Source organism: Nocardia canadensis (assembly GCF_032656385.1).
GTDB classification, from domain to species: Bacteria; Actinomycetota; Actinomycetes; order Mycobacteriales; family Mycobacteriaceae; genus Nocardia; species Nocardia canadensis.
The window spans coordinates 816,018-835,726 of sequence record NZ_JAVCWB010000010.1 but is presented as its reverse complement, the minus strand read 5'-3'; the positions used below and the strand labels follow the sequence as shown (position 1 = coordinate 835,726).

Below are 19,709 nucleotides of genomic sequence, written 5' to 3'. Positions count from 1 at the left end.
GAGAGTGGCCGTGCCACTACCACTCTCAGCGTGGTCTCCCTGACAGCGTCGCGAACGGCGACGGTGGACACACCGGCCGATCGGGCCGGGCAGACGACAGAGGAGAACACGGTGTCCACACAGCCACTGAAGCTCGCGATCATCATCGGCAGCGTCCGCGAGGGCCGGTTCGGGCCGGTGGTCGCGCGCTGGTTCGCCCAGCAGGTCGACGACCGCTTCGACGTCGACATCATCGATCTGGCCGAGGCCGAGTTGCCCGCCGCGCTGCCGCCGGTGCCGCCCGCGGTGGACCCCGACATGCCGCGTCCGGCGGGAATGGCCGAGTTCACCGAACGGCTGGCCGCCGCCGACGCCTATGTCGTCGTCACGCCCGACTACAACCGCAGCTACCCGGCCGCGCTGAAGTCGGCCATCGACTGGCACTACACCCAGTGGGACGCCAAGGCGATCGGCTTCGTCGGCTACAGCGGTGGCTCCGGCGGACTGCTGGCGATCGAGCACCTGCGCCAGGTGTTCAACGAGCTCAACGCCCACACCGTGCGCAACTACGTCTCCTTCCCGCGCTACTACCTGCTCTTCGACGAGGACGGGCGGCTGCGGGAGCCGCAGGAGTTCGAGGCCGCGGCGCAGGCGCTGCTCGACCAGGTGCACTGGTGGGCGAGCGCTCTGGTCGCGGCGCGGGCGGCGCAGGTCGCGGCCTGAGCGTGTGCTCGGCCCAGCGGTGAGGCCGCGCTGCGCACCCGGCGGCCACCGTGAGCACGCGTGCTCACGGCCGAACGGCACATCCGCGGGCCGCGGCGTCGGGAGCCCCCGCGCACCCAAATACACTGGCTGTGTGGCTGCCTACTCCGTTGACCTGGACCTTGCCCTCCGACTGGCCGACGAGGCCGACGCGATCTCGCGGGTGCGTTTCGGCGCCGTCGATCTGAAGGTCGACTCGAAGCCGGACCTGACGCCGGTCTCGGATGCCGACCTGGCGGTCGAGCAGGTCATCCGGCGCGTGCTCGCCGCCGAACGCCCCGACGACGCCGTGCTCGGCGAGGAATTCGGCGGCGACGCGGAGTTCACCGGCAGGCAGTGGGTGGTCGACCCGATCGACGGCACCAAGAACTTCGTCCGTGGCGTGCCGGTCTGGGCCAGCCTGATCGCGCTGCTCGTCGACGGTGTGCCGGTGGTCGGCGTGGTCAGCGCGCCCGCGCTGGGCAGGCGCTGGTGGGCGGCCGCGGGCTCGGGCGCGTGGGCGCAGGTGCACCCCGGCGCGCCGAAGCCGATCACCGTGTCGGCGGTGGGCGCTCTCGACTCGGCCAGTCTGGCCTTCTCCAGCCTGTCGGGCTGGCACGAGCGCGGGCTGCGGGAGCGATTCATCGATCTCACCGACGCGGTCTGGCGGGTTCGCGGCTACGGCGATTTCTTCAACTACTGCCTGGTCGCCGAGGGTGCGGTCGACATCGCCGCCGAGCCGGAGGTGTCGCTGTGGGACCTGGCCGCGCTCGACATCCTGGTCCGTGAGGCAGGTGGCGCGTTCACCTCCCTGGACGGCCGATCCGGTCCGCACGGCGGTGACGCGGTGGCCAGCAACAGCCTGCTCCAGGACGAGGTCCTCGCCCGTTTGCGCGGCTGATCGGGGTTATCCACATGTGAGCGGGGGCCGGTGAACCACGTCGTCGGGCCCGGCGGACGGGCTGCCGTCCCGGCCCACGCTCGTAGGATGGCCCGGTGAGCAATTCCGGCGCCACGGCCCCCGATGTCGACGACTTCCCGCCCGAAGACTTCCCGCCCGACGACGCGTACCCGTCCGACGGTGGCTATGTCTCCGAGCACGATTTCGACGACACCGGCGGCTTCCACTTCGACGACCTCGCTCCGGCCACGCCCGGCCGCGCGGCGGCCCCCGCTCGCCCGGAGACCGCCGAGGAGGTCCTGCGCCGGGTCTTCGGCTACGACGCCTTCCGCGGCGACCAGGCCGCCATCGTCGAGCAGGTCGTCGGCGGCGGTGACGCGCTGGTCCTGATGCCGACCGGTGGCGGTAAATCGCTGTGCTACCAGGTGCCGTCGCTGGTGCGGCCCGGCGTCGGCGTGGTCGTCTCCCCGCTGATCGCGCTCATGCAGGACCAGGTCGACGCGCTCAGCGCGCTCGGCGTGCGGGCCGGGTTCCTCAACTCCACCCAGTCCCCGGATCAGCGGCGCACGGTGGAGGCGCAGTTCGTCGCCGGTGATCTCGACCTGCTCTATCTCGCGCCCGAACGCTTGCGCCTGGAGTCCACGCTGCGGCTGCTCGACCGCGGCACGGTGGCGCTGTTCGCGATCGACGAGGCGCACTGCGTGTCGCAGTGGGGCCACGACTTCCGGCCCGACTATCTCGCGCTGTCGCTGCTGCACGAGCGCTGGCCCGATGTCCCGCGCATCGCGCTCACCGCGACCGCCACCGAGAAGACCCGCGCCGAGATCGTCGAGCGGCTCGACCTGGGTGCGGCGAAGCAGTTCGTCTCCAGCTTCGACCGCCCCAACATCCAGTACCGGATCGAGTCGAAGAACCGCGCCGACCGGCAGCTGCTCGACTTCATCCGCGCCGAGCACGCCGGCGACGCGGGCATCGTCTACTGCCTGTCGCGCAATTCGGTGGAGAAGACCGCCGCGATGCTCAACGAGAACGGCGTGCGCGCGGTGCCCTATCACGCGGGCCTGGACAACCGGACCCGCGCCGAGAACCAGGCCAGGTTCCTGCGGGAGGACGGCCTGATCGTGGTGGCCACCATCGCCTTCGGCATGGGCATCGACAAGCCCGACGTGCGGTTCGTCGCCCATCTGGACCTGCCCAAGTCGGTGGAGGGCTACTACCAGGAGACCGGTCGCGCCGGCCGCGACGGCCAGCCGTCGACCGCGTGGATGGTCTACGGCCTCGCCGATGTCGTCCAGCAGCGCAAGATGATCGACTCGAGCGAAGGCGACGCCGCGCACCGCAGACAGCTGCAACTGCATCTGGACGCCATGCTCGCGCTGTGCGAGACGGTGGGCTGCCGTCGCGTGCGGCTGCTGAACTATTTCGGGCAGCCCGGCCAACCCTGCGGCAACTGCGATGTGTGCCTGAACCCGCCGGAGACCTGGGACGGCACGGTCCCGGCACAGAAGCTGCTCTCCACGGTGCTGCGGCTCGAGCGGGAACGCGGACAGGCCTTCGGCGCGGGCCACCTGATCGACATCCTGCTGGGCAAGACGAATCCGAAGATCACCCAGCACCGGCACAACGAGCTGTCGGTGTTCGGGATCGGCACCGACCTGCGCGACACCGAATGGCGGGGCGTGACGCGGCAGTTGCTCGCCGGCGGACTGCTCGCGGTGCGGGGGGAGTACGGCGTGCTCACCCTCACCGACGCCAGCAACGAGGTGCTGTTCGAGGGTAAGAAGGTGCCGATGCGCCGCGAGCCCGAACGCGCCGCCCGGCCCGCGCGCAGCGCGAAATCGGCCAAGGCGGCCGTCGATCTGCCCGCGACCGATCTGCCGCTGTTCGAGCGGCTGCGGGCCTGGCGCGCGGCCACCGCCAAGGAGCAGGGCGTGCCCGCCTACGTGGTCTTCCACGACGCGACACTGCGCGAAATCGTTGCGCGCAAACCGGGTTCGCTCGCCGAACTCGGTACCGTCGGCGGCGTCGGCGAGAACAAACTGGCCCGCTACGGCGAGGGGGTGCTGGCCGCGCTCGCCGAACAGTGAGCGGAAAAGGAACGCGCGACGAACCGGGGTGGCGCGCGATACTGTCGAGCCATGGCGAACGGTGAAGGCTCCGACAGCGACTCGTCGGGCGGCACGAGCTCGGGCGGCGCCGACGCTCCGCTGCCGCCGCTGCCGCACCGGCACATCGACCCGGTCGTCGCGCCGAGCCTGCTCGGCGGTCACCAGCCGGTGGTCCACCGGGGCAGGCCGCGCTGGTCGACCGTCGCGCTGCTCCTCCTCTTCGCCTCGGCGCTGGCGCTCTATCTGGCCCTGCGCCCCGGCGGCTGACCTCTCATCCACGCGCCCGCCCACGGCGTTTCGGTACCCGAGCGGTTCCGGAATGTTTGCGATGCTGCGGACCAGTGGATGACGCCGAGCGCTGTGACCTGTGGTAGCCGCAGGTCATAGCCCTGCCTGCGGCCCGCTTCCCGGCGCACTGTAGGCCTCCTCGACCGATCGCGGCGATCGGTCCCGGCCCGAGGAGGCGACGGGAACGGTGTGGGTGGCCTGGGTGACGCGAGGGGTGTGCGCGGTCCTGACCGCGACCGGAATCGTCTGTGCGGCAGCACCATCGGGCAGCGCGGAGCCCTCGTCGCCGATCGGCGTGCGAGACCTGCCCCGCCTTCTGACGCCGTCGCTGCCCGGCACCTACGGCGAGGACACCGCCGTGGTGATCCTGGGCTACGGCCTGACGCCAGAGGGCACCGTGCGCCCGGAACTGGTCCGGCGGTTACGGGCCGGCCTCGTGCAGGCGGTGTTCGCGCCGTGGTCGCCGATCATCGTTACGGGCGGCAATCCACGGGCCGGGCTGAGCGAGGCGGACGCGATGGCCGATTGGCTGGTGGCGGCGGGCATCGACCCGGCGCGGATCCTGCGTGAGCCGCAGGCCGATTCGACCGTGGCCAATGCCCGCTTCACGGCGGCGCTGATGGCCGAGCACCAGCTGCGCGCCGCGGTGCTGGTGACCTCGGGTGACCACCTCGACCGGGCCAGGGCCGCCTTCGACGCCGCGGGCGTGCTGGTCGTCGGCGAGCTGACCCCCGACCGCACCCCGTGGCCCGCCCTGCCCCTGCGTATCGATCAGTTCGGTCCGGCACTACCGCCCGCCTAGCCCGGACGGGTCGGTTCCTGTGAGCGAACACAGTGTTTCGTCATGTGACCGCCGCGGACGCGTCCACACAGCATGGTGGGCGCAGGGGGGTCCGCCTTTCCCGCCCGCCAACTCCGAGGTGACATCTTGACGCTCCAGCTCTCCGACAGCGACATCCTGGCCGAGCTCGAACCGACCGCCGAAGCGAACCTGAACGACCACTTGGCCAAGGCCAAGGACTGGCACCCGCACGACTACGTGCCGTGGGACGAGGGCCGCAACTTCGCCGCGATGGGCGGGATCGACTGGGACCCGGAGCAGTCGCGACTCAGCGAGGTGGCCAAGGCGGCCATGATCACCAACCTGCTCACCGAGGACAACCTGCCCTCCTACCACCGCGAGCTCGCCGACACCTTCGGCTTCGACAACGCCTGGGGCACCTGGGTCGGGCGCTGGACCGCCGAGGAGAACCGCCACGGCATCGTCATGCGCGACTACCTGGTGGTGACCCGCGCGGTCGACCCGGTCGCGCTCGAGGAAGCCAGGATGGCGCACATGACCGCCGGCATCGCCAAGCCGGAGAAGGGTTCGCAGTTCCTCAAGGGCGTCGCCTACGTCACCTTCCAGGAACTGGCGACCAGGATCAGCCACCGCAACACCGGCAGGCTGTGCGACGACCCGATCGCCGACCGCATGCTCGCGCGCATCGCGACCGACGAGAACCTGCACATGATCTTCTATCGCAAGCTGTGCGCGGCCGCCCTCGACCTCACCCCCGACGCGACGATGCGCGCCATCACCGACGTCGTCGTGCGCTTCCAGATGCCCGGCCTGAACCAGCCGAACTTCCGTCGCAACGCGGTCATGCTGGCCAAGCACGGCGTCTACGACCTGCGCCAGCACCTCGACGTCGTGCTCGAGCCGGTGCTGCGCACCTGGAAGGTCTTCGACCGCACCGATCTCGGCGACGAGGGCGAACGCGCCCGCGACGAGCTGCACGCCTACCTGCTCGACCTCGAGGCCAAGGCGACCCGATTCGAGGAACAACGCGACCGGGCCCTGGCCCGCGCCCTCGAGCGCGCGGCGAGCTGAGGGTGGGACGGACCTTGGAAGAAACGGCTGGCGCGGTCACTTAGAGTTGACCGTTATGAAGGAAAAGGGCAGGAAGGTCATCGCGACCAACCGCCGGGCGCGGCACAACTACACGATCCTCGACACCTATGAGGCGGGGATCGCGCTGGTCGGCACCGAAGTCAAGAGCTTGCGCGAAGGCAAGGCGTCTCTCGTCGACGCCTTCGCGACCGTCGACAACGGCGAGGTCTGGCTGCGCGGCCTGCACATTCCGGAGTTCAGCCACGGCACGTGGACCAACCATTCGCCGCGGCGCACCCGCAAGCTGCTGCTGCACAAGCGCGAGATCGAGCACCTGGTCGGCAAGTCCAGGGAGGGCAACCAGACGCTGGTGCCGCTGTCGATGTACTTCTCCGACGGCAAGGTGAAGGTCGAGCTCGCGCTCGCCAAGGGCAAGCAGGACTACGACAAGCGTCAGGACCTCGCCCGCAGGCAGGCCGAGCGTGAGGTCACGCGCGAGATCGGTCGGCGGGTCAAAGGCATGCGTTGATCTCCGTCCTGCTCGCCCTCGTGGCGGCGGCGGGGTACGGAGTCAGCGATTTCTTCGGCGGGATCGCCGCCCGGCGGGTCACCGCGTTGCGGGTGGTCGTCGTGTCCTACCCGTGGTCGGTGCTGCTGGTCCTGCTGATCGCGCCGCTGGTCGGTGGGCACGCGGACGCGGCATCGATGCTGTGGGGCCTGGCCGCGGGCGTGGCCAGCGGACTGGCGGTGTGGTGGTTCTACGCCGCGCTCGCCGACGGTCCGATGTCGGTGGTGTCGCCGGTGACCGCGGTGCTGGTCGCCGGCATCCCGGTGATCGCCGGGTTCTTCCTCGGCGAGCGACCGGGGCCCGCCGCGATCGCGGGAATCGCGCTCGCGCTGGTCGCGGTGGTGCTGGTCAGCCGGGAAGCGCCGGACGAGACGACCGAGGAGATCATCGGCGGCCGGGAACTGCGTTTCACCCGTCGGGTCGCGCTGCTCACCGTCGGCTCGGGCGCCGCGTTCGGCTTCGCGTTCTTCTTCCTGCACGAGACCAGCGCGAGCGCCGGGCTGTGGCCATTGCTCGGTCAGCGCGCCGCCGCGACGGCCGTCGTGTGGACCTCCGCGCTGGCCGCGGGCCAGTTCCGCGGCCTGCGCGGGGAACCCTTGCGGCTGGCGCTGGCGGTCGGCGTCCTCGATGTGATCGCCAACGCGGCGCTGCTGTACGCCTTCCACGGGTCGCTGCTGTCGGTGGTCAGCGTGATCGGCTCGCTGTATCCGGCCGCGACCGTGCTGCTGGCGATGGTGCTGCTCGGCGAACGGATCAGCGGGACGCAGAAGGTGGGCATGGTGCTCGCGCTCGCGGCGGTCGCCATGATCGCCGCGAGCTGAGGCCACTACAGCCGGGTGCAGGGCTCGTGCAGGTCCAGCTTGCCCAGGGTCTCGCCCTGATAGCCGACCTCGATCGCCCTGGCGCCCATCGGCGCGGCCTTGTCCGGTTCGAACACCGAGGTCCACTCACCGCTCAGATCGGGTTGGACCGCGCCCGCCGGATGGATGACGACCATGCCCTCGCCATCGGGTCGCAGGTCCTCGATCGTGCGGCGCAACCCGGCCCGGGTCAGCTCGCCCTCTTCGGCCGCGGCGATGAGCAGGGCCTTGAGCGGATAGGAGATCGCCCAGCCCAGCGAATAGCCGAAGTTCGCCGGTGCGCGATCGACGGCGGCGCGGGCGTGCCGGGCGCCGACGCTGTCGCCGTTCCAGCTGTCGACCGGGGTCGTGTAGTTGTAGAGCGCCGTCAGCGCGGGGGCCGCGGCGGTCTGCAACAGCGCGGCGTTCCAGGTCGGCAGCGAGCCGAGGAAGCGGCCGGTGTAGCCCGACTTCACCAGCTTGCCGACGATCTCGGCGGTCTCGGCGGGACCGGTGGCCAGCATGACCAGGTCGGGATCGGCGGCCAGGACCTCCTCGACCGGTCCGTCCTGGTTGCCGACCTCGCCGTTGGGGCCGGTGTCGACCCGGTCGGCGATGGTGGCACCGTTGGCGACCGCCCACTTCAGCGCGCCGCTGGCGTAGTCGCCGCCGTAATTGCCGCGGTAGGCGACGATGGCGATATTGCGCGGGGCGTAGTGGGTGCGGGTGAACCAGTCCAGGCCGGTCACCGCCTCCGTGCAGTAGGAATAGCCCGCGCTGAGCACCAGATTGCGGTCGGCGCTGCGATAGTTCCAGCCTGACCACTGGGTGGCCGCCACGCTGACCATGTCGTCGGCGTCCATCTGATTGAGCATCGCGATGGTCTGGGCGGTGCCGAAGCTCATCGCCAGCGCGAGCACGTGCGGCTCGATCTCGGCGTAGGCGGTGCGATGCGTGCGTGGGTCGAGGGAGGTGTTGCGGGCGTTGGTGGTGATGTCGATGTCGTAGCCGCCGATGCCGCCCGCCTGGTTCACCTGGTTCCAGAACGCCAGCTGGCCTTCGTTCATCGACGAGCCGAGGGCGGAGAACGGGCCGTTCGCCAGGTCCGACAGGACGCCGAGATAGATGCACCCGCGGTCCTTGTGCGTCGATCCGGGACACGGTGCGCTGGTGACTCCCGGCCCGGCGGTCGAATCGCCGGCGGAGCACGCCGCGGCGAGGAGGAGGCCGGCCACGACGGGCACGGCGGCCGACCGGCGCAGCCGGCTGGTGAATGCCATGAGGTAACTCCTTGTTCCAGCCGCACACGGGATCTCGCGCGTCCCGGTCCAGCCGATCGAGAACAGTACCCCGGTCGACCGGCGCATCTCCCCGGATCGGCGGTGCGAATAAGTGTGGTTCGCTGACGAGTCACATCGGCGACACCGCGCGCTGGCAGAAATATCGGGAAGATTCCCGGCGACGGCAGTGTTAACATGACTAGCCCGCACGGTGCGGGCACGTACGGGGCTGAACGGTTTCGACTGCGTACGTTGATTCAGGGGAAGCGTGTCGGTGCAGGCAAGAGACCACCGTAAGCGTCGCTGCAACCAATTAAGCGCCGATTCCAATCAGCGCGAGTACGCCCTCGCTGCCTAAGTAGCAGGTCGTCTCTGTCAGACCGGGTTCGTCCCTCGACCCGGACCCTGGCATCAGCTAGAGGGAATTACCGTTCGGCTCGGTCGCGGAGTCGGACGGGACATCCAACAGCGACTGGGATCGTCATCCGGGCTTGTTCGCGAGACTCGGAGATCCGAGCAGAGACCTAGCGAACTGCACACGGAGAAGCCCTGAAGACGCGGCGGAGGACCCGGGTTCGATTCCCGGCAGCTCCACAAGAGCGGTCTTACTCGAGACGGGGTCCGAAAGGACCCCGCCGAGAGTAGGGCCGCTTTTCCCGTTCCTGGGCGCTGGTCGTATCGAAGGATTTCCGCAGGTCATCCTGGCTCCGGCCACAGTATGAAGGTCGGCGAATGGTTGCTGCAGCTCGTCGGCGACGACCCCGTCGATGTCGAGGTAGAGGCGTTCGAAGAACGCCCTGTTGAGGTGGCGTCGGACCTCATCGGTGCGGGTTCGGTACAGATCCCACGGATCGGCCAGGAGGTCGAGCCCTCGTTCGAGGATCTCCACCCAACAGCGAGTTCAGCGTTCGTCGCGGTGAGACCGGCTTCGACAGCCGCCCGATCGGCGTGAATCTTCCGCAGGCGATCTTTGATCTTGGTTTGTGGCAGCGTGCCGTCGGCGGCCAGGTCGAGCAGTCGCTCTTCCTTGGCGTCGAGGTCTTTGAGCTGCTTGGTCATACTGCTGTGCATCTGACGGACGCTGGCCTGTTCGTCTGTCATGACCTGGCCGAGGAGCTCACGCGCCGTCGTCTGGAACCCCTCTGGGATGCGGAGCGTCCCGTAGTGCTCGACGATGGCATCTTCGACGCGATCAGCGGGGAGGTGAGGCAAATCGCACACGCCTTCCTGGCGACCCCGGCACAAGAAGTAGCTGTACCGCTTGCCATTGCGCCCACGAGCTTCGGTGTAGATGAATCGCGAGGTCCTGCCGTCGCCTCGACAGCGACCACAGACAGGTCGCCCTCGAGATAGTGCTGAAGCACGCGATCCCGCTGCCCGCGGCGGCTTCGCACGTCTCGGACATCCTGAACCCGATCGAACAATTCTTGGGTGACGATAGCGTCGGCCTACCCGGTCGGAGCTGTTCGTCGACGATGACCCATCCCGCGTAGTAGGGGTCCTGGAGCAGTCCCTCTCGTTCCACGGCATGCTGGATCTGGCCACGCTGGGTCATGTGGCTTTGAGGACACTGCCTAGCGCGGACACGGGGTACTGGGTCTGACGTAGCTCTCCCGGACTTACGGGACAACCCTTAGCAATCGGCGGACGGAGCATCATTCGCCCGTCCACCATGGTCCGCCGACTTTCTGAAGATGGGGGAACCGATCCGGGCCGAGATGCGTCCTACGAAGTGAATGGGTGTGATGACGGCGGAGGCTGGCGGGATGGCAGGCGGGGAGCGTGACAGCAGTGCTGAGTAAGACGCGCGAAGAGGCAGCCCGAGCCGTAGAAGCCGCACTGCCACCGGTGAGCTAGAAGCGGCACCGTATGACACGTCATGTAGCGAGTTGCTGAATCAGGGAGGGGCCAGGAGTTATGACCGGTCTGGATGTCAACAAAGAAGTGCTCATCACACTCGGTATGGAGCTATCGCGCGTCGGTGCTGCCGTCGAGGGAATGGACACCACGGAACCCTTTCGGGTCGGGGTCGACGATCTGAAAGGCACAGCGACCGCAGCTGTTTCGGCAGCAGCCAGTGATCAGGTCAAGACGGCCCTGACCTCGGTCGCCTCGCGGATCAATGCGATGGGCGGCGCGGCAATCAGGTGCTGCATGAACTACGAGGAAGCCGACAAGGCGTTCGCCGGTCTGCTGGGCAATCTTGGGGAAGGCGTGTACTCGTGACCGTCGGTCTGGCCGCCATGCGCGGCTTCCATCCCGAAGCCACTACACACGCTGTGGCCGGTGCGATCGACGCGCTCGTCGCTACGTTCAGCACGCACATGAACGACATGTACGTCAAAGTCGATGCCAGCCAGGACAACTGGAAAGGAGCTGCGGCGACAGCGGCGAACCAGCGAGCGCTCGGCGAGCGGGTGGCCGGCAACACCTTGATCGGCGAACTCGACGACATCGCCGCGGCCTACCGCAAGCACGGCTCGGCGATGGATGGCTACTGCTCGGCCGCGGTCAAGGCGGCCGACGACTATCTGCGGCAAGGCTTCGATGTCGCCGACGACGGCACGGTGACCGTCCCGGCGGGTAAGAAAGACATTCCTGGCGCTGCGCCCGGACAGACGATCCCGATGAGCGCTGAGCAGCTCGCCACCTACGCGGTCGAGGCATCGACCAGGGTGAAAGGTCTGGTCAACCAATTCAACGCTGAAGACCTCGCTCTGGCCCAGGCTGCCGGGCAGGAACTGCTCGACATGGTGCAGAAAGCCGCGGGTGAGGCAGGGCTCGGGTCCTGGACGATGGACACCATCGACTCCGGCAACACCGGAGTGCAGGACGGTCTGCTTGTCGCCGACCGCAATGCGACTCCGGCTCAGATGCGGCTCATCGCAGATCGCCTCGCCGAGGCCGGACTCACGGCACAGGACATCGCGGATATCAACTCCGGCAAGAAGGTCGATCTGACCGAGGCCCAGTTCGCCTACCTGCATTCGTTCTACAACACCGCAGGTAAGGACGGGTTGGTCTGGATGACCGAGCAGATGAGCACCGGCGGCGATACCGTGCATGCCGCGAGCGTGGTCAATGGACTCAATACGCTGGCCAACCCCAACGTCGGTGCCACCGGTATCGGTCCCACCGGGAACCCGATGCAACTGCAAGGCGGCCTCAACCAGATCCCGTCCGGGATCTCCAACGTCTTGACCCGTGACTACTCACTTCGAGATGGCAACCGCACCCACCACTCGAACATCGACGGTGGCGAGCTCAAGCAGGTTACGTCGATGCTGGCGCTCGGCGACAAGATGACCGCGCCTGGCAGCGACATCAACCGCGAGCTCCTCAATACTGCCGGTGATCTCGTTGACAAGAGTGGGCACAACGTCACCAGAGAAACCGAAGACGGTCTCGTGAGTGATCTTGTCCAGTCGATGGTCGAAACGGCCGGGGAAGACAAGATCGCCGTCACCGAGGTGCTGGCTGACCCGGGTAAGCGAGAAGACATTTTCGGCCCGCTGCTGACGAACGAGTACAGCAAGGATGACGGTGCCGCAGTCCAAGACATGCTCAGCTGGATAGAGGGCGACGCCACGTCGCCCGACACGGCCGTTGCCGATCGCGCCGGTGCGGCGGCGTCCGGTTTGGCCAACTACGTCGCGGGCCACAAGGACGAACTACTCAACGTCAACGGCCCGTATTCGGAATCGATCGGTGCCGCCAACCCACGCGCAACGCAAGGCATCGCCTCGGCGCTCAGTCCGTATATCGCTGATATGGCCGGGGTTGCTGACGATAAGACGGCAACTCGCAACTTCTACTGGGGTACTGACGACGATCACTCCAAAGCTCTGAGTGTCTTCACGGTCATGGATACCGACAAGGACACGGCGACCTATTTCAATGCCCAGGCATTCATGACAACGTCGGAGCTGCAGCAGGCGTGGGCCAATTCGGCAGTCGCCAATCCGGAGGAACCGAATGGCGAGCTCGCCAGTCGTGCTGGGGTGATCCGGGGGCTGATCGACCAGGGCCTCACGGCCGAAGCCGAAGAGCGAGGAAAAGACGCAAAAGCGCACGGTGCCAACAGCTTCGCCAACAAGGGTGAGGCCTATGACGGAATAAAGTCTGCACTGAGTACCGGAATGAAATATACGCCAGTCGTCAAAGATGTGTGGGCGCCAGCGGTTGATGCTTACAACACCGTTGCCAAGAACAGTATCGTCGGCGTGTATCTGCCGCCCGATACTCCGGCGACGACCGTCAGCTACGACACCTACGACGCCTCGCGTCAGAATTATCAGATCGCGCAAGCGCTCCAATCCCACGGGGCGCTCGACCATAGCCCGACATACAATTACATGTTCAACGGCGATGGCACATTGAAAAGCTACGACGAACTTCTCGCAGCCAAGGGCGGCGACCATCACACGGTCAATGGCAACCTGACGAATGTGCTGAACAACCATCGTGGCGGAATATTCCATGACCACTTGCAGGACTATCACATCCAATACGGCCAAGGATTGGGGTCGGTCCGATGAACCGGATAGCTGTGTCTGCCCTCGCAGTTGCGCTGACGGTGGGACTGACCGCTGGCTGCTCTACAGATGAGGAGCCAGCAACCGCTACGGCCCTGTCGGAGCTGTGCATTCCGTGGAACGACTACCTCGTGAACGAACTCCATATAGCCGGTGTTACCGGTGGGACCCAGGATCCGAGATTCAAGATGGAGAAAGGCGGCGTGGGTCACAGGACGTGCACCTTCGATTGGCCAGGCAGCGGGGGTATGGCGGCGTCCCTGTTCGAGGACAAAGACAGCAAACTGCCACCGGCAGAACGCGAGAGGGTTCGCACAGACAATGCCAACGTGAAGACCGGGCAAGGTTACAGGCAGGTCGACGGGTATGGCTATCCGACCTGGGTCTACGACCGGCGCCCGGGCGCGCAGGAAGTGTCCGAGGTGAGAGTCGAGGTCTACCTCAACGACCACGTGGCGGGATTCGAAATCGGCCAGTCGCCCGCAGAATCCATGACTGACGAGCAATTGGCGAACACGATCCGGTTCACAATTTCACTCGCCGAGAAGCTGACCCGGTAAGAGGAGGGCTGCGCAGTTTCGCGGGTACACGGTGAATGCTTTTTGAAGGCTTGGGATCTTGTGCTACCGAGGTGGAGGAGAGTCCTGCGCCCGCTGTTGCTGGCAAGCATTCTCCAGATCGGGGTTTTCGAACGCCCATCTAACGGCGTGGCTGTTGACCCATGGCTGCGAACCGTCGGTGAGGCTTACGCAGTGTATCCGTTGGAGGTGGTCGTTCCGTCCCCTTCCGGCGATCGGGGTTGCCGACCTCGCTGTCCGCCTGCCGCTCTGATGGCGACGCCAGCTTCTCGCAGCGTTCTCGCTACGGTCCGCTTCGCCATCTGATGCTCGACCATCAGCTGAGTCATGGACGCGCCGGCCTCGTACTTGGCCACAATCTCGGCGACTTCCTCGGGCTTCAAGTGCTTCTTCGCGCCCCTGGAGGTTCGAGGCTCCGGATCCGTTGAACTCCGTGATCCGCATGCGTGCAGTCGTTCGCCCAGCTCGCAAAGGCTTCGCAGGAGGTCGACGTGTTTCGAGTAACTTCCCGGCAGCTCCACTCGAGGCCCCTCACCTGGCATCCAGGTGAGGGGCTTTGTCGTATCGGCTAGCCGCCCGCGCGGCGGCGGAAGGTGCGCTTGCCACCTGCCGCGGACTGGGTGCCGCGGACCTTGGCGGCGTTGTGCGCGGCCCCGCCGACGCCGGCCTTTCCGTTCTTTCGCTCGAGTGCTTCGCGGAACTTCCGCTTGGTCGCATCTTCCTGCGACTCGGTTGCTTCGCCACCGGAGTGTTCGGTGGCGGGTTCTAGTTCGTCGGCCATCAGCACAGCCTGCCACCTCCGGGTGATCTTCGAATCCCCGGCCGCGCAACGCCCGCCGTTCCTCGGTGGGACTCGGCTCATTCTTCGATGTAGCCGGTCGATGGGTCGACCTGGTCGAGGAAAGTGCGGATGGACCGGCGGTGCTCCTCGAACGTCGGGAATCGGATCGGCTCGGCACTCGGCCGATAGCCGTCGGGCGGGTGGGTGAACCGCGGTGCGAAGCCGTCGAATCCGTAGCCGGGGTTGGGGCCGGAGTCCCAGGCATAACCCGAGCGACCGTCCGGCGAGATCGTGACAGTGAAGATCTCGTCGTCGACGTTCAGAGTGAACGGCCCGTCCGCCGGTGGGGGACGGTGATCGCCCCGGGGTTCGTCCGGATCGGTGGCTGAGGGCGAGGCGGTCATCCGGGAATCGCGGGTGGGCGGTCGGGGACGAGGTGGGTGGCCAGTGCGGTGCCGATGGGGATGGCGTTGTTGGTGGCGGGGGAGGTGGGGCCGTGGGTGGTGTAGACGATGATCGTGGTCTGGGTCTTGGTGTCGTGGAGGGCGATGCCGTCGTAGCCGCCGTAGGCGGGGTTCATGTAGAGCCAGTCGGCGAGGTGGACCACGCCGAAGGCGAAGTACTTCTCGGGGGTGAACGGGCCGAGGCCCGCGGTGGAGGGGCCCATCATCTGCTGGAACTGGTCGGGGGTGAGGCGTTCGCCGGTGGCCAGGGCGCGGACCCAGCGGCCGATGTCGGCGACGGGGGCGTTCATGTTGCCGCTGTGCAGGAAGGCGGTCGGGTTCCAGAAAGTGGAGTCCTCGAAGCCGTTGCGTTCGTTGGTGTAGCCGTGCAGGTACGGCTCGTCGATCGCGGGATTCAGGACGACCTTGCTGTTGTGCATGCCGAGCGGGATGAGGATGTGCTCGGCGATCAACTCGCCCAGGGGTTTGCCGGTCGCGTTCTGCAAGACCTCGCCGAGGGCGACGAGATCACTGTGCGCGTAGCCGAAGTCGGTGCCGGGCTCGAACAGCGGTGGACGGGCGTTGGCGCGTTCGAACAGCTGAGTCGCGGTCCACTCGCGGATCGGGTTCTCGGCGAAGATCTTCAGGAACTCCGGATCGGTCACGTAGTCGGCGATGCCGGAGGTGCTGTCGGCGAGCATGCGCGGGGTGATCTTGTCCGCGCGGGGGAAATCGGGCAGCCAGCGGGCGATCGGTTCGTCCATTTTCAGCACGCCGTCGCCGTCGAGGCGCCACAGCACGGTCGACAGCATCGGCTCCATCGGCTGGCCGACGCGCACTTTCATGTCGGGGGTCGCGGGGACGCCCAGCGGTGAGCCGCCGAACGCGCCGAGCGCGAGCTGTTCCTCACCCCGCCAGACGCCGTAGACGGCGGAACTGACGCCGAGCTCGGTTACCTTGCCGCGCACGATATCGGTGATCGCCGTGGTCTCGGGACTGTCCGGCGGCGCGGTCGACGACCCGGATTCGCTGTCGGACCCGCACGCCGCGGCGGCCAGGACGAGCAGGAACGCGAGCACCGCGGACGCTCCGCGGTGCCCCCGATACCGGGGTGACACGCTCATGACGGCGATCCCTTCGTGGAAGAAAACTCACCCGAGCAGCGCAGTCGAATCTACGCCGCCCCCTTCCGCCGCGACAGCCCATCGGTAGGATCCTGCGAGGCGGGGCGGGCCAGGAGGGATGTGGCTGTGATCGAGGTGTGGGGTGCGCGCGTCGCGGTGCGATACGCGGACGGCAGGCTGGTGACGACACCGCTGCGGGCCGACAACGAGGCCGCGCTCGATGTCGGCGTGGCCGAGCTGGCTCGGATCGCGCTCGCGACGACCGACGACGAGCAGTTGGCGATGCTGCTGTTCTTCCGATCGTCGGAGTTTCGCGTCAACGGGTCGGCGACCGACCGGCATCCGGTGCCGGTGTTCCTCGAGACCGGGCTACGCGAGCAGGCGCAGGTGCTGATCAGGGCGGTCGAACGCGATCTGATCAGTTTGCGCCGGGTGTTCCCGCCGCGCCCGAATCTCGTGCCGCCGCGCCCGGTTCCCGGCCCGAACGGTCCGCGGCGCCCGGACGTCTCGGCCGCGGCGGGCCGAATGCGCTTCGCGGGCAACTCGGTCCGCGAGATCGACATCCTGCACAGCTGCGCACGCCCGGACGAATACGTGCTCGAACTGGCTCAGGCGGGGCACGAGGGTGCGCCGGGACTGGTCGCGATCACCACGCTGCGGTTGCTGTTCGTCTCGGCGTGGGCGATCTACGAGTTCCCGGTCGCCGTGCTCACCGGCGCCGAGGTGCGCACCGTGCCGGGACAGGTGGTGACGCTGCGCGTGTCGGGCGCGGGCAGCGACCTGGACTTCCTGGATTGGGAGCCCGAGGATTTCGGCCGGGTCGCCGAGGCGCTGCGGCTGGCCTGCGAGATCGAGCACGTCGACGGGTCGATCTCGCCGTCGCTGCCGTCCTCAGCCGATCTGTTCGGTGAATGGCAGCTGCTGGTGGAGCGGCGCAAGCTGGGGATGGTCGCCGACGATCCGTTCCGGCGTCAGGCCGTGGGCATCATGCTGGCGATGCCGGGCTGAACACCGGCGCGCCCCGGTGCAGGGCCACCCGCCGCCACGGGCTCGACGGGCGCAGGTGCAGTCCGGCGATCATCCGCCGGCGTTCGGCGATCTGGGTCCTGGCGGCCGAGAGATCCTGCGCGGCGGCCCAGAAGATGGCGCCGGTGAGGAAACCGTCGCCGAACTGACGCCAGTTGCGGTAGTGCTGCCGGGCGCGATCCAGGCCGGTCAGCATGTGTTCCCAGGCCTCGTCCTCGGTGAGATACCCGGCGGTGCAGGCGGCGCGGGCGATGAAGACCAGCCGCGCCAGGTCCCAGGCGGTGGCGTCGGTCTGCAGCGGCGTCGGCAGGCTCTCGGTGATGCCGAGTTTGATGGCCTGCAGCCAGGCGTCGTAGTCGCGGTCGATGCCGGCGGGGCCGCGGTAGCCGCGGAAACCCGAGAGCGTGTGCAAAAATTCGCGATGTTCGTCGGCCAGGCCCGCGCGGTCGACCCGGCCGGCCTCGGTGGCCGCGGCCACCGCCAGCGGGTGGACCAGCTCGAACAGCGGCGCGTGCATGCCGGCGAGCAGCCTGCGGATGGTGTCGCGCGCGTCGTCGGCGTTGTCGACGCCCCACGATTCGTGCAGGCCCTCGATCGCGGTCTCGCGCCGGGTCGAGGTGCTGTCGTCCTCCTCGGGCAGGAACGCGACGCCGTCGCAGTACGCGCCCCAGCTGCGCCCGTAGTAGGCGCCGACGGCGAGTGCTCTGATCCGGTCGTCGTCGATCGCCGCGCCCGACCAGACGTCGGGTTCGTCGTCGATGTCGGGGCCGGGAAAGCCCGCGACGCGCGGCCGCTGCACTGATCCTGCCGGTTGCATGGAGCCACCCCTCCGCCGAGCCGAAACGTTGTGCCGCCAGATCTTACGACCGATTCCGCGCCGGGCGGCAGTCAGGCCTGGTCGGCCGCGGGGACACGCCTAGCTCGCCGCGCGCGGCACGTACATGATGATGGCGACCCCGACCAGGCAGACCAGCGCGCCGAGGACATCCCAGCGGTCGGGCCGGAACCCGTCCAGCGCCATCGCCCACAGCAGCGATCCCGCGACGAACACTCCGCCGTAGGCCGCCAGGATGCGGCCGAAGTGGGCGTCGGGTTGCAGGGTCGCGACGAAGCCGTACAGGCCGAGCGCCAGCACGCCCGCACCGATCCATGCCACGCCCCGGTGCTCGCGCACACCCTGCCAGATCAGCCAGGCGCCGCCGATCTCGGCGACGGCGGCCAGCACGAACAGCAGGACAGAGCGCAGCACGGTCATGCCGCGACCCTACGAGTTCAGCGCCCGAAGGCTCGCAGCTGGTAGAGCCCGCGCGAGGTGGCGACCGTGGTGCCCGCGGCATCGGTGACGACGGCCTCGAGCACGAAATCGGCTTTGCCGTTGGCCGCGGCCTCGGCGCTGACGCGCGCGATCTCGTCCTCGCTCAGGGTGGCCTCCGCGCGCAGATCGCTGCGGGCCATCGCCCGGAACGCGATGTCGAACGACTTCACCAGCGGATAGAACGCCGAGGTGTCGAAACTGCCCGCGGTGATCGCACCGCCGAGCACCTCGGCGACGGTGAACTGCACGCCCGCGTAGATGGCGCCGAAGTGATTGCCGTTGCCCTCGCTCGGCACGGTGGTGACGGCGTAACCGCGCCGCACCTCGAGCGCCCGGACGCCCATGGTCGCGGCCACGGGCACGGCCACCTCGATGGCGCTGTTGACGGTGTCGACCAAGTCGTCTGCGGGCATGGGCCGCGTCCTTTCGCGAAACGGGACCTCACTGTCCCGACGCCGTCAGGGTATCGACGGCGGGCGCGCGGCGGAGCGGTTCGTCGGTGGCCGGGGTTACCGTCGAAGCGTGACGGAGTACCGGGAACGCGCCGCGCGGCTGGATCGGGCCGTGGTCTGGACGCGCGCGGTGACCGCCCCGAGCGGCCCGGTCACGGTGTTCCCCGACGGCTGCATGGACCTGATCTGGACCGAGGGCACGCTGATGGTGGCCGGTCCGGACAGTCGCGCCGTCCGCGTGCCCACCGCCAGGGCCGCGGAGTTCGTCGGTATCCGGTTCGCGCCGGGTATCGCGCCCGCGCTGCTCGGCACTCCCGCCGTCGAACTGCTCGATCGACGGGTCGACCTGGCCGAGCTGTTCCCCGGCCGCCGGGTCCGCACCCTGGTCGACCGGGTGGACAACGCGCCCGACCGCGTTGCGGCCTTGGAATCGATCGCGTTGCGATTCGCCGCCGAGACGGCACCGCCCGATCCGGCGCTCGCCGGGATCGTCGACTCCATCGCCGCGGGCGCGTCGGTGGCGCGGACGGCGGCCGCGGCGGGGATGTCCGCGCGTTTGCTGCACCGGCGCTCACTGGCCGCTTTCGGCTACGGACCCAAGACGCTGGCCCGTATTCTGCGGTTCCAGCGGGCGCTGGCGGCGGTGCGCGCTGGTGTTCCGGCGGCCGAGACCGCCGCGGTCACCGGGTTCGCCGACCAGGCGCATCTGTCCCGGGAGGTCCGTGACCTGGCCGGATGTTCAGTTCGCGCGCTGCAGGCGGGGTGATCGCGCCGTCGGCGCCCGGAAAGTCTCATTCGGCAAGGTCGTACCGGCGAGTTACGCTCAGAGGGCACGCCCCGTCGTATGTGCCAGGCAAGTCCGAACCACCGACGAGAGG

General features: G+C 68.1%; 22 protein-coding genes and 1 other RNA gene. 16 read left to right on the top strand and 7 right to left on the bottom strand.

What is annotated here, in order from left to right:
* Positions 1-111 precede the first annotated feature (111 nt).
* The 8 genes from Q7X29_RS27385 to Q7X29_RS27350 all read left to right on the top strand — a co-directional run bounded on the left by Q7X29_RS27385 (position 112) and on the right by Q7X29_RS27350 (position 7,279).
* Positions 112-702: an NADPH-dependent FMN reductase gene (locus Q7X29_RS27385; RefSeq protein ID WP_316575807.1), complete on the top strand. Its 591-nt coding sequence runs from the start codon at positions 112-114 to the stop codon at positions 700-702.
* A 133-nt stretch (positions 703-835) separates the two neighbouring features.
* Positions 836-1,621: a histidinol-phosphatase gene (gene hisN, locus Q7X29_RS27380; RefSeq protein ID WP_316575806.1), complete on the top strand. Its 786-nt coding sequence runs from the start codon at positions 836-838 to the stop codon at positions 1,619-1,621.
* Positions 1,622-1,716: 95 nt separating this feature from the next.
* The gene (gene recQ, locus Q7X29_RS27375) at positions 1,717-3,708 is read left to right on the top strand and encodes a DNA helicase RecQ (RefSeq protein WP_394358744.1); all 1,992 of its coding nucleotides are present in this window, start codon (positions 1,717-1,719) and stop codon (positions 3,706-3,708) included.
* A 51-nt stretch (positions 3,709-3,759) separates the two neighbouring features.
* Positions 3,760-3,996 (top strand): hypothetical protein, encoded by a 237-nt coding sequence (locus Q7X29_RS27370; RefSeq protein ID WP_218717622.1) that lies wholly within the window; start codon positions 3,760-3,762, stop codon positions 3,994-3,996.
* 223 nt (positions 3,997-4,219) lie between these two features.
* Entirely contained in the window at positions 4,220-4,819 is a 600-nt protein-coding gene (locus tag Q7X29_RS27365; RefSeq protein WP_218717621.1) for a YdcF family protein, read from the top strand.
* A gap of 126 nt (positions 4,820-4,945) precedes the next feature.
* Positions 4,946-5,890 (top strand): acyl-ACP desaturase, encoded by a 945-nt coding sequence (locus tag Q7X29_RS27360; RefSeq protein WP_218717620.1) that lies wholly within the window; start codon positions 4,946-4,948, stop codon positions 5,888-5,890.
* A gap of 55 nt (positions 5,891-5,945) precedes the next feature.
* On the top strand, positions 5,946-6,419 hold the full coding sequence (gene smpB / locus Q7X29_RS27355) for an SsrA-binding protein SmpB (protein ID WP_110036321.1): 474 nt from the start codon (positions 5,946-5,948) through the stop codon (positions 6,417-6,419).
* Positions 6,416-7,279, top strand: a complete 864-nt coding sequence (locus Q7X29_RS27350) for an EamA family transporter (RefSeq protein ID WP_218717619.1) — start codon at positions 6,416-6,418, stop codon at positions 7,277-7,279. Before smpB ends, Q7X29_RS27350 begins: the two co-directional genes overlap by 4 nt.
* A 5-nt stretch (positions 7,280-7,284) precedes the next feature.
* Here Q7X29_RS27350 and Q7X29_RS27345 read toward each other — a convergent pair whose 3' ends face one another.
* On the bottom strand, positions 7,285-8,577 hold the full coding sequence (locus Q7X29_RS27345; protein WP_316575805.1) for an ABC transporter substrate-binding protein: 1,293 nt from the start codon (positions 8,575-8,577) through the stop codon (positions 7,285-7,287).
* Between the two features lie 225 nt (positions 8,578-8,802).
* Between Q7X29_RS27345 and ssrA the strand changes: the two genes are divergently transcribed.
* The 6 genes from ssrA to Q7X29_RS27315 all read left to right on the top strand — a co-directional run bounded on the left by ssrA (position 8,803) and on the right by Q7X29_RS27315 (position 13,672).
* Positions 8,803-9,174: a transfer-messenger RNA gene (ssrA, locus tag Q7X29_RS27340) on the top strand.
* A gap of 121 nt (positions 9,175-9,295) precedes the next feature.
* Complete coding sequence (locus Q7X29_RS27335; protein WP_316575804.1) at positions 9,296-9,529, top strand: hypothetical protein; 234 nt, start codon at positions 9,296-9,298, stop codon at positions 9,527-9,529.
* Positions 9,526-9,930, top strand: coding sequence for a hypothetical protein (locus tag Q7X29_RS27330; protein WP_316575803.1), 405 nt, complete (start codon positions 9,526-9,528; stop codon positions 9,928-9,930). The genes Q7X29_RS27335 and Q7X29_RS27330 overlap by 4 nt, the downstream gene beginning before the upstream one ends.
* Before the next feature lie 564 nt (positions 9,931-10,494).
* Positions 10,495-10,803, top strand: coding sequence for a hypothetical protein (locus Q7X29_RS27325; protein WP_316575802.1), 309 nt, complete (start codon positions 10,495-10,497; stop codon positions 10,801-10,803).
* Positions 10,800-13,115, top strand: coding sequence for a TPR repeat region-containing protein (locus Q7X29_RS27320; protein WP_316575801.1), 2,316 nt, complete (start codon positions 10,800-10,802; stop codon positions 13,113-13,115). Before Q7X29_RS27325 ends, Q7X29_RS27320 begins: the two co-directional genes overlap by 4 nt.
* Entirely contained in the window at positions 13,112-13,672 is a 561-nt protein-coding gene (locus Q7X29_RS27315; RefSeq protein ID WP_316575800.1) for a hypothetical protein, read from the top strand. The genes Q7X29_RS27320 and Q7X29_RS27315 overlap by 4 nt, the downstream gene beginning before the upstream one ends.
* A 586-nt stretch (positions 13,673-14,258) precedes the next feature.
* Here Q7X29_RS27315 and Q7X29_RS27310 read toward each other — a convergent pair.
* From Q7X29_RS27310 to Q7X29_RS27300, 3 genes are all read right to left on the bottom strand, one after another.
* Positions 14,259-14,471 carry a DUF5302 domain-containing protein gene (locus Q7X29_RS27310; RefSeq protein ID WP_218717618.1) on the bottom strand — a complete coding sequence of 71 codons (213 nt, stop codon included), beginning with the start codon at positions 14,469-14,471 and terminating at the stop codon, positions 14,259-14,261.
* A gap of 77 nt (positions 14,472-14,548) precedes the next feature.
* Positions 14,549-14,875 carry a hypothetical protein gene (locus Q7X29_RS27305; protein WP_316575799.1) on the bottom strand — a complete coding sequence of 109 codons (327 nt, stop codon included), beginning with the start codon at positions 14,873-14,875 and terminating at the stop codon, positions 14,549-14,551.
* Positions 14,872-16,038, bottom strand: coding sequence for a serine hydrolase domain-containing protein (locus Q7X29_RS27300; protein WP_316575798.1), 1,167 nt, complete (start codon positions 16,036-16,038; stop codon positions 14,872-14,874). Before Q7X29_RS27300 ends, Q7X29_RS27305 begins: the two co-directional genes overlap by 4 nt.
* A gap of 120 nt (positions 16,039-16,158) precedes the next feature.
* Here Q7X29_RS27300 and Q7X29_RS27295 point away from each other — a divergent pair, with 120 nt between their 5' ends.
* On the top strand, positions 16,159-17,046 hold the full coding sequence (locus tag Q7X29_RS27295; RefSeq protein WP_316575797.1) for a hypothetical protein: 888 nt from the start codon (positions 16,159-16,161) through the stop codon (positions 17,044-17,046).
* On the opposite strand, the gene Q7X29_RS27290 is transcribed toward Q7X29_RS27295, so the two are convergent.
* The 3 genes from Q7X29_RS27290 to Q7X29_RS27280 form a co-directional block, all read right to left on the bottom strand.
* Positions 17,024-17,863: a DUF1266 domain-containing protein gene (locus Q7X29_RS27290; protein WP_218717614.1), complete on the bottom strand. Its 840-nt coding sequence runs from the start codon at positions 17,861-17,863 to the stop codon at positions 17,024-17,026. The genes Q7X29_RS27295 and Q7X29_RS27290 overlap by 23 nt on opposite strands.
* A 117-nt stretch (positions 17,864-17,980) precedes the next feature.
* Positions 17,981-18,319: a YnfA family protein gene (locus tag Q7X29_RS27285; RefSeq protein WP_316575796.1), complete on the bottom strand. Its 339-nt coding sequence runs from the start codon at positions 18,317-18,319 to the stop codon at positions 17,981-17,983.
* 17 nt (positions 18,320-18,336) lie between these two features.
* Complete coding sequence (locus Q7X29_RS27280; RefSeq protein ID WP_316575795.1) at positions 18,337-18,792, bottom strand: DUF4442 domain-containing protein; 456 nt, start codon at positions 18,790-18,792, stop codon at positions 18,337-18,339.
* Positions 18,793-18,901: 109 nt separating this feature from the next.
* Here Q7X29_RS27280 and Q7X29_RS27275 point away from each other — a divergent pair, with 109 nt between their 5' ends.
* Complete coding sequence (locus Q7X29_RS27275; RefSeq protein ID WP_316575794.1) at positions 18,902-19,597, top strand: helix-turn-helix domain-containing protein; 696 nt, start codon at positions 18,902-18,904, stop codon at positions 19,595-19,597.
* Positions 19,598-19,709: the final 112 nt, after the last annotated feature.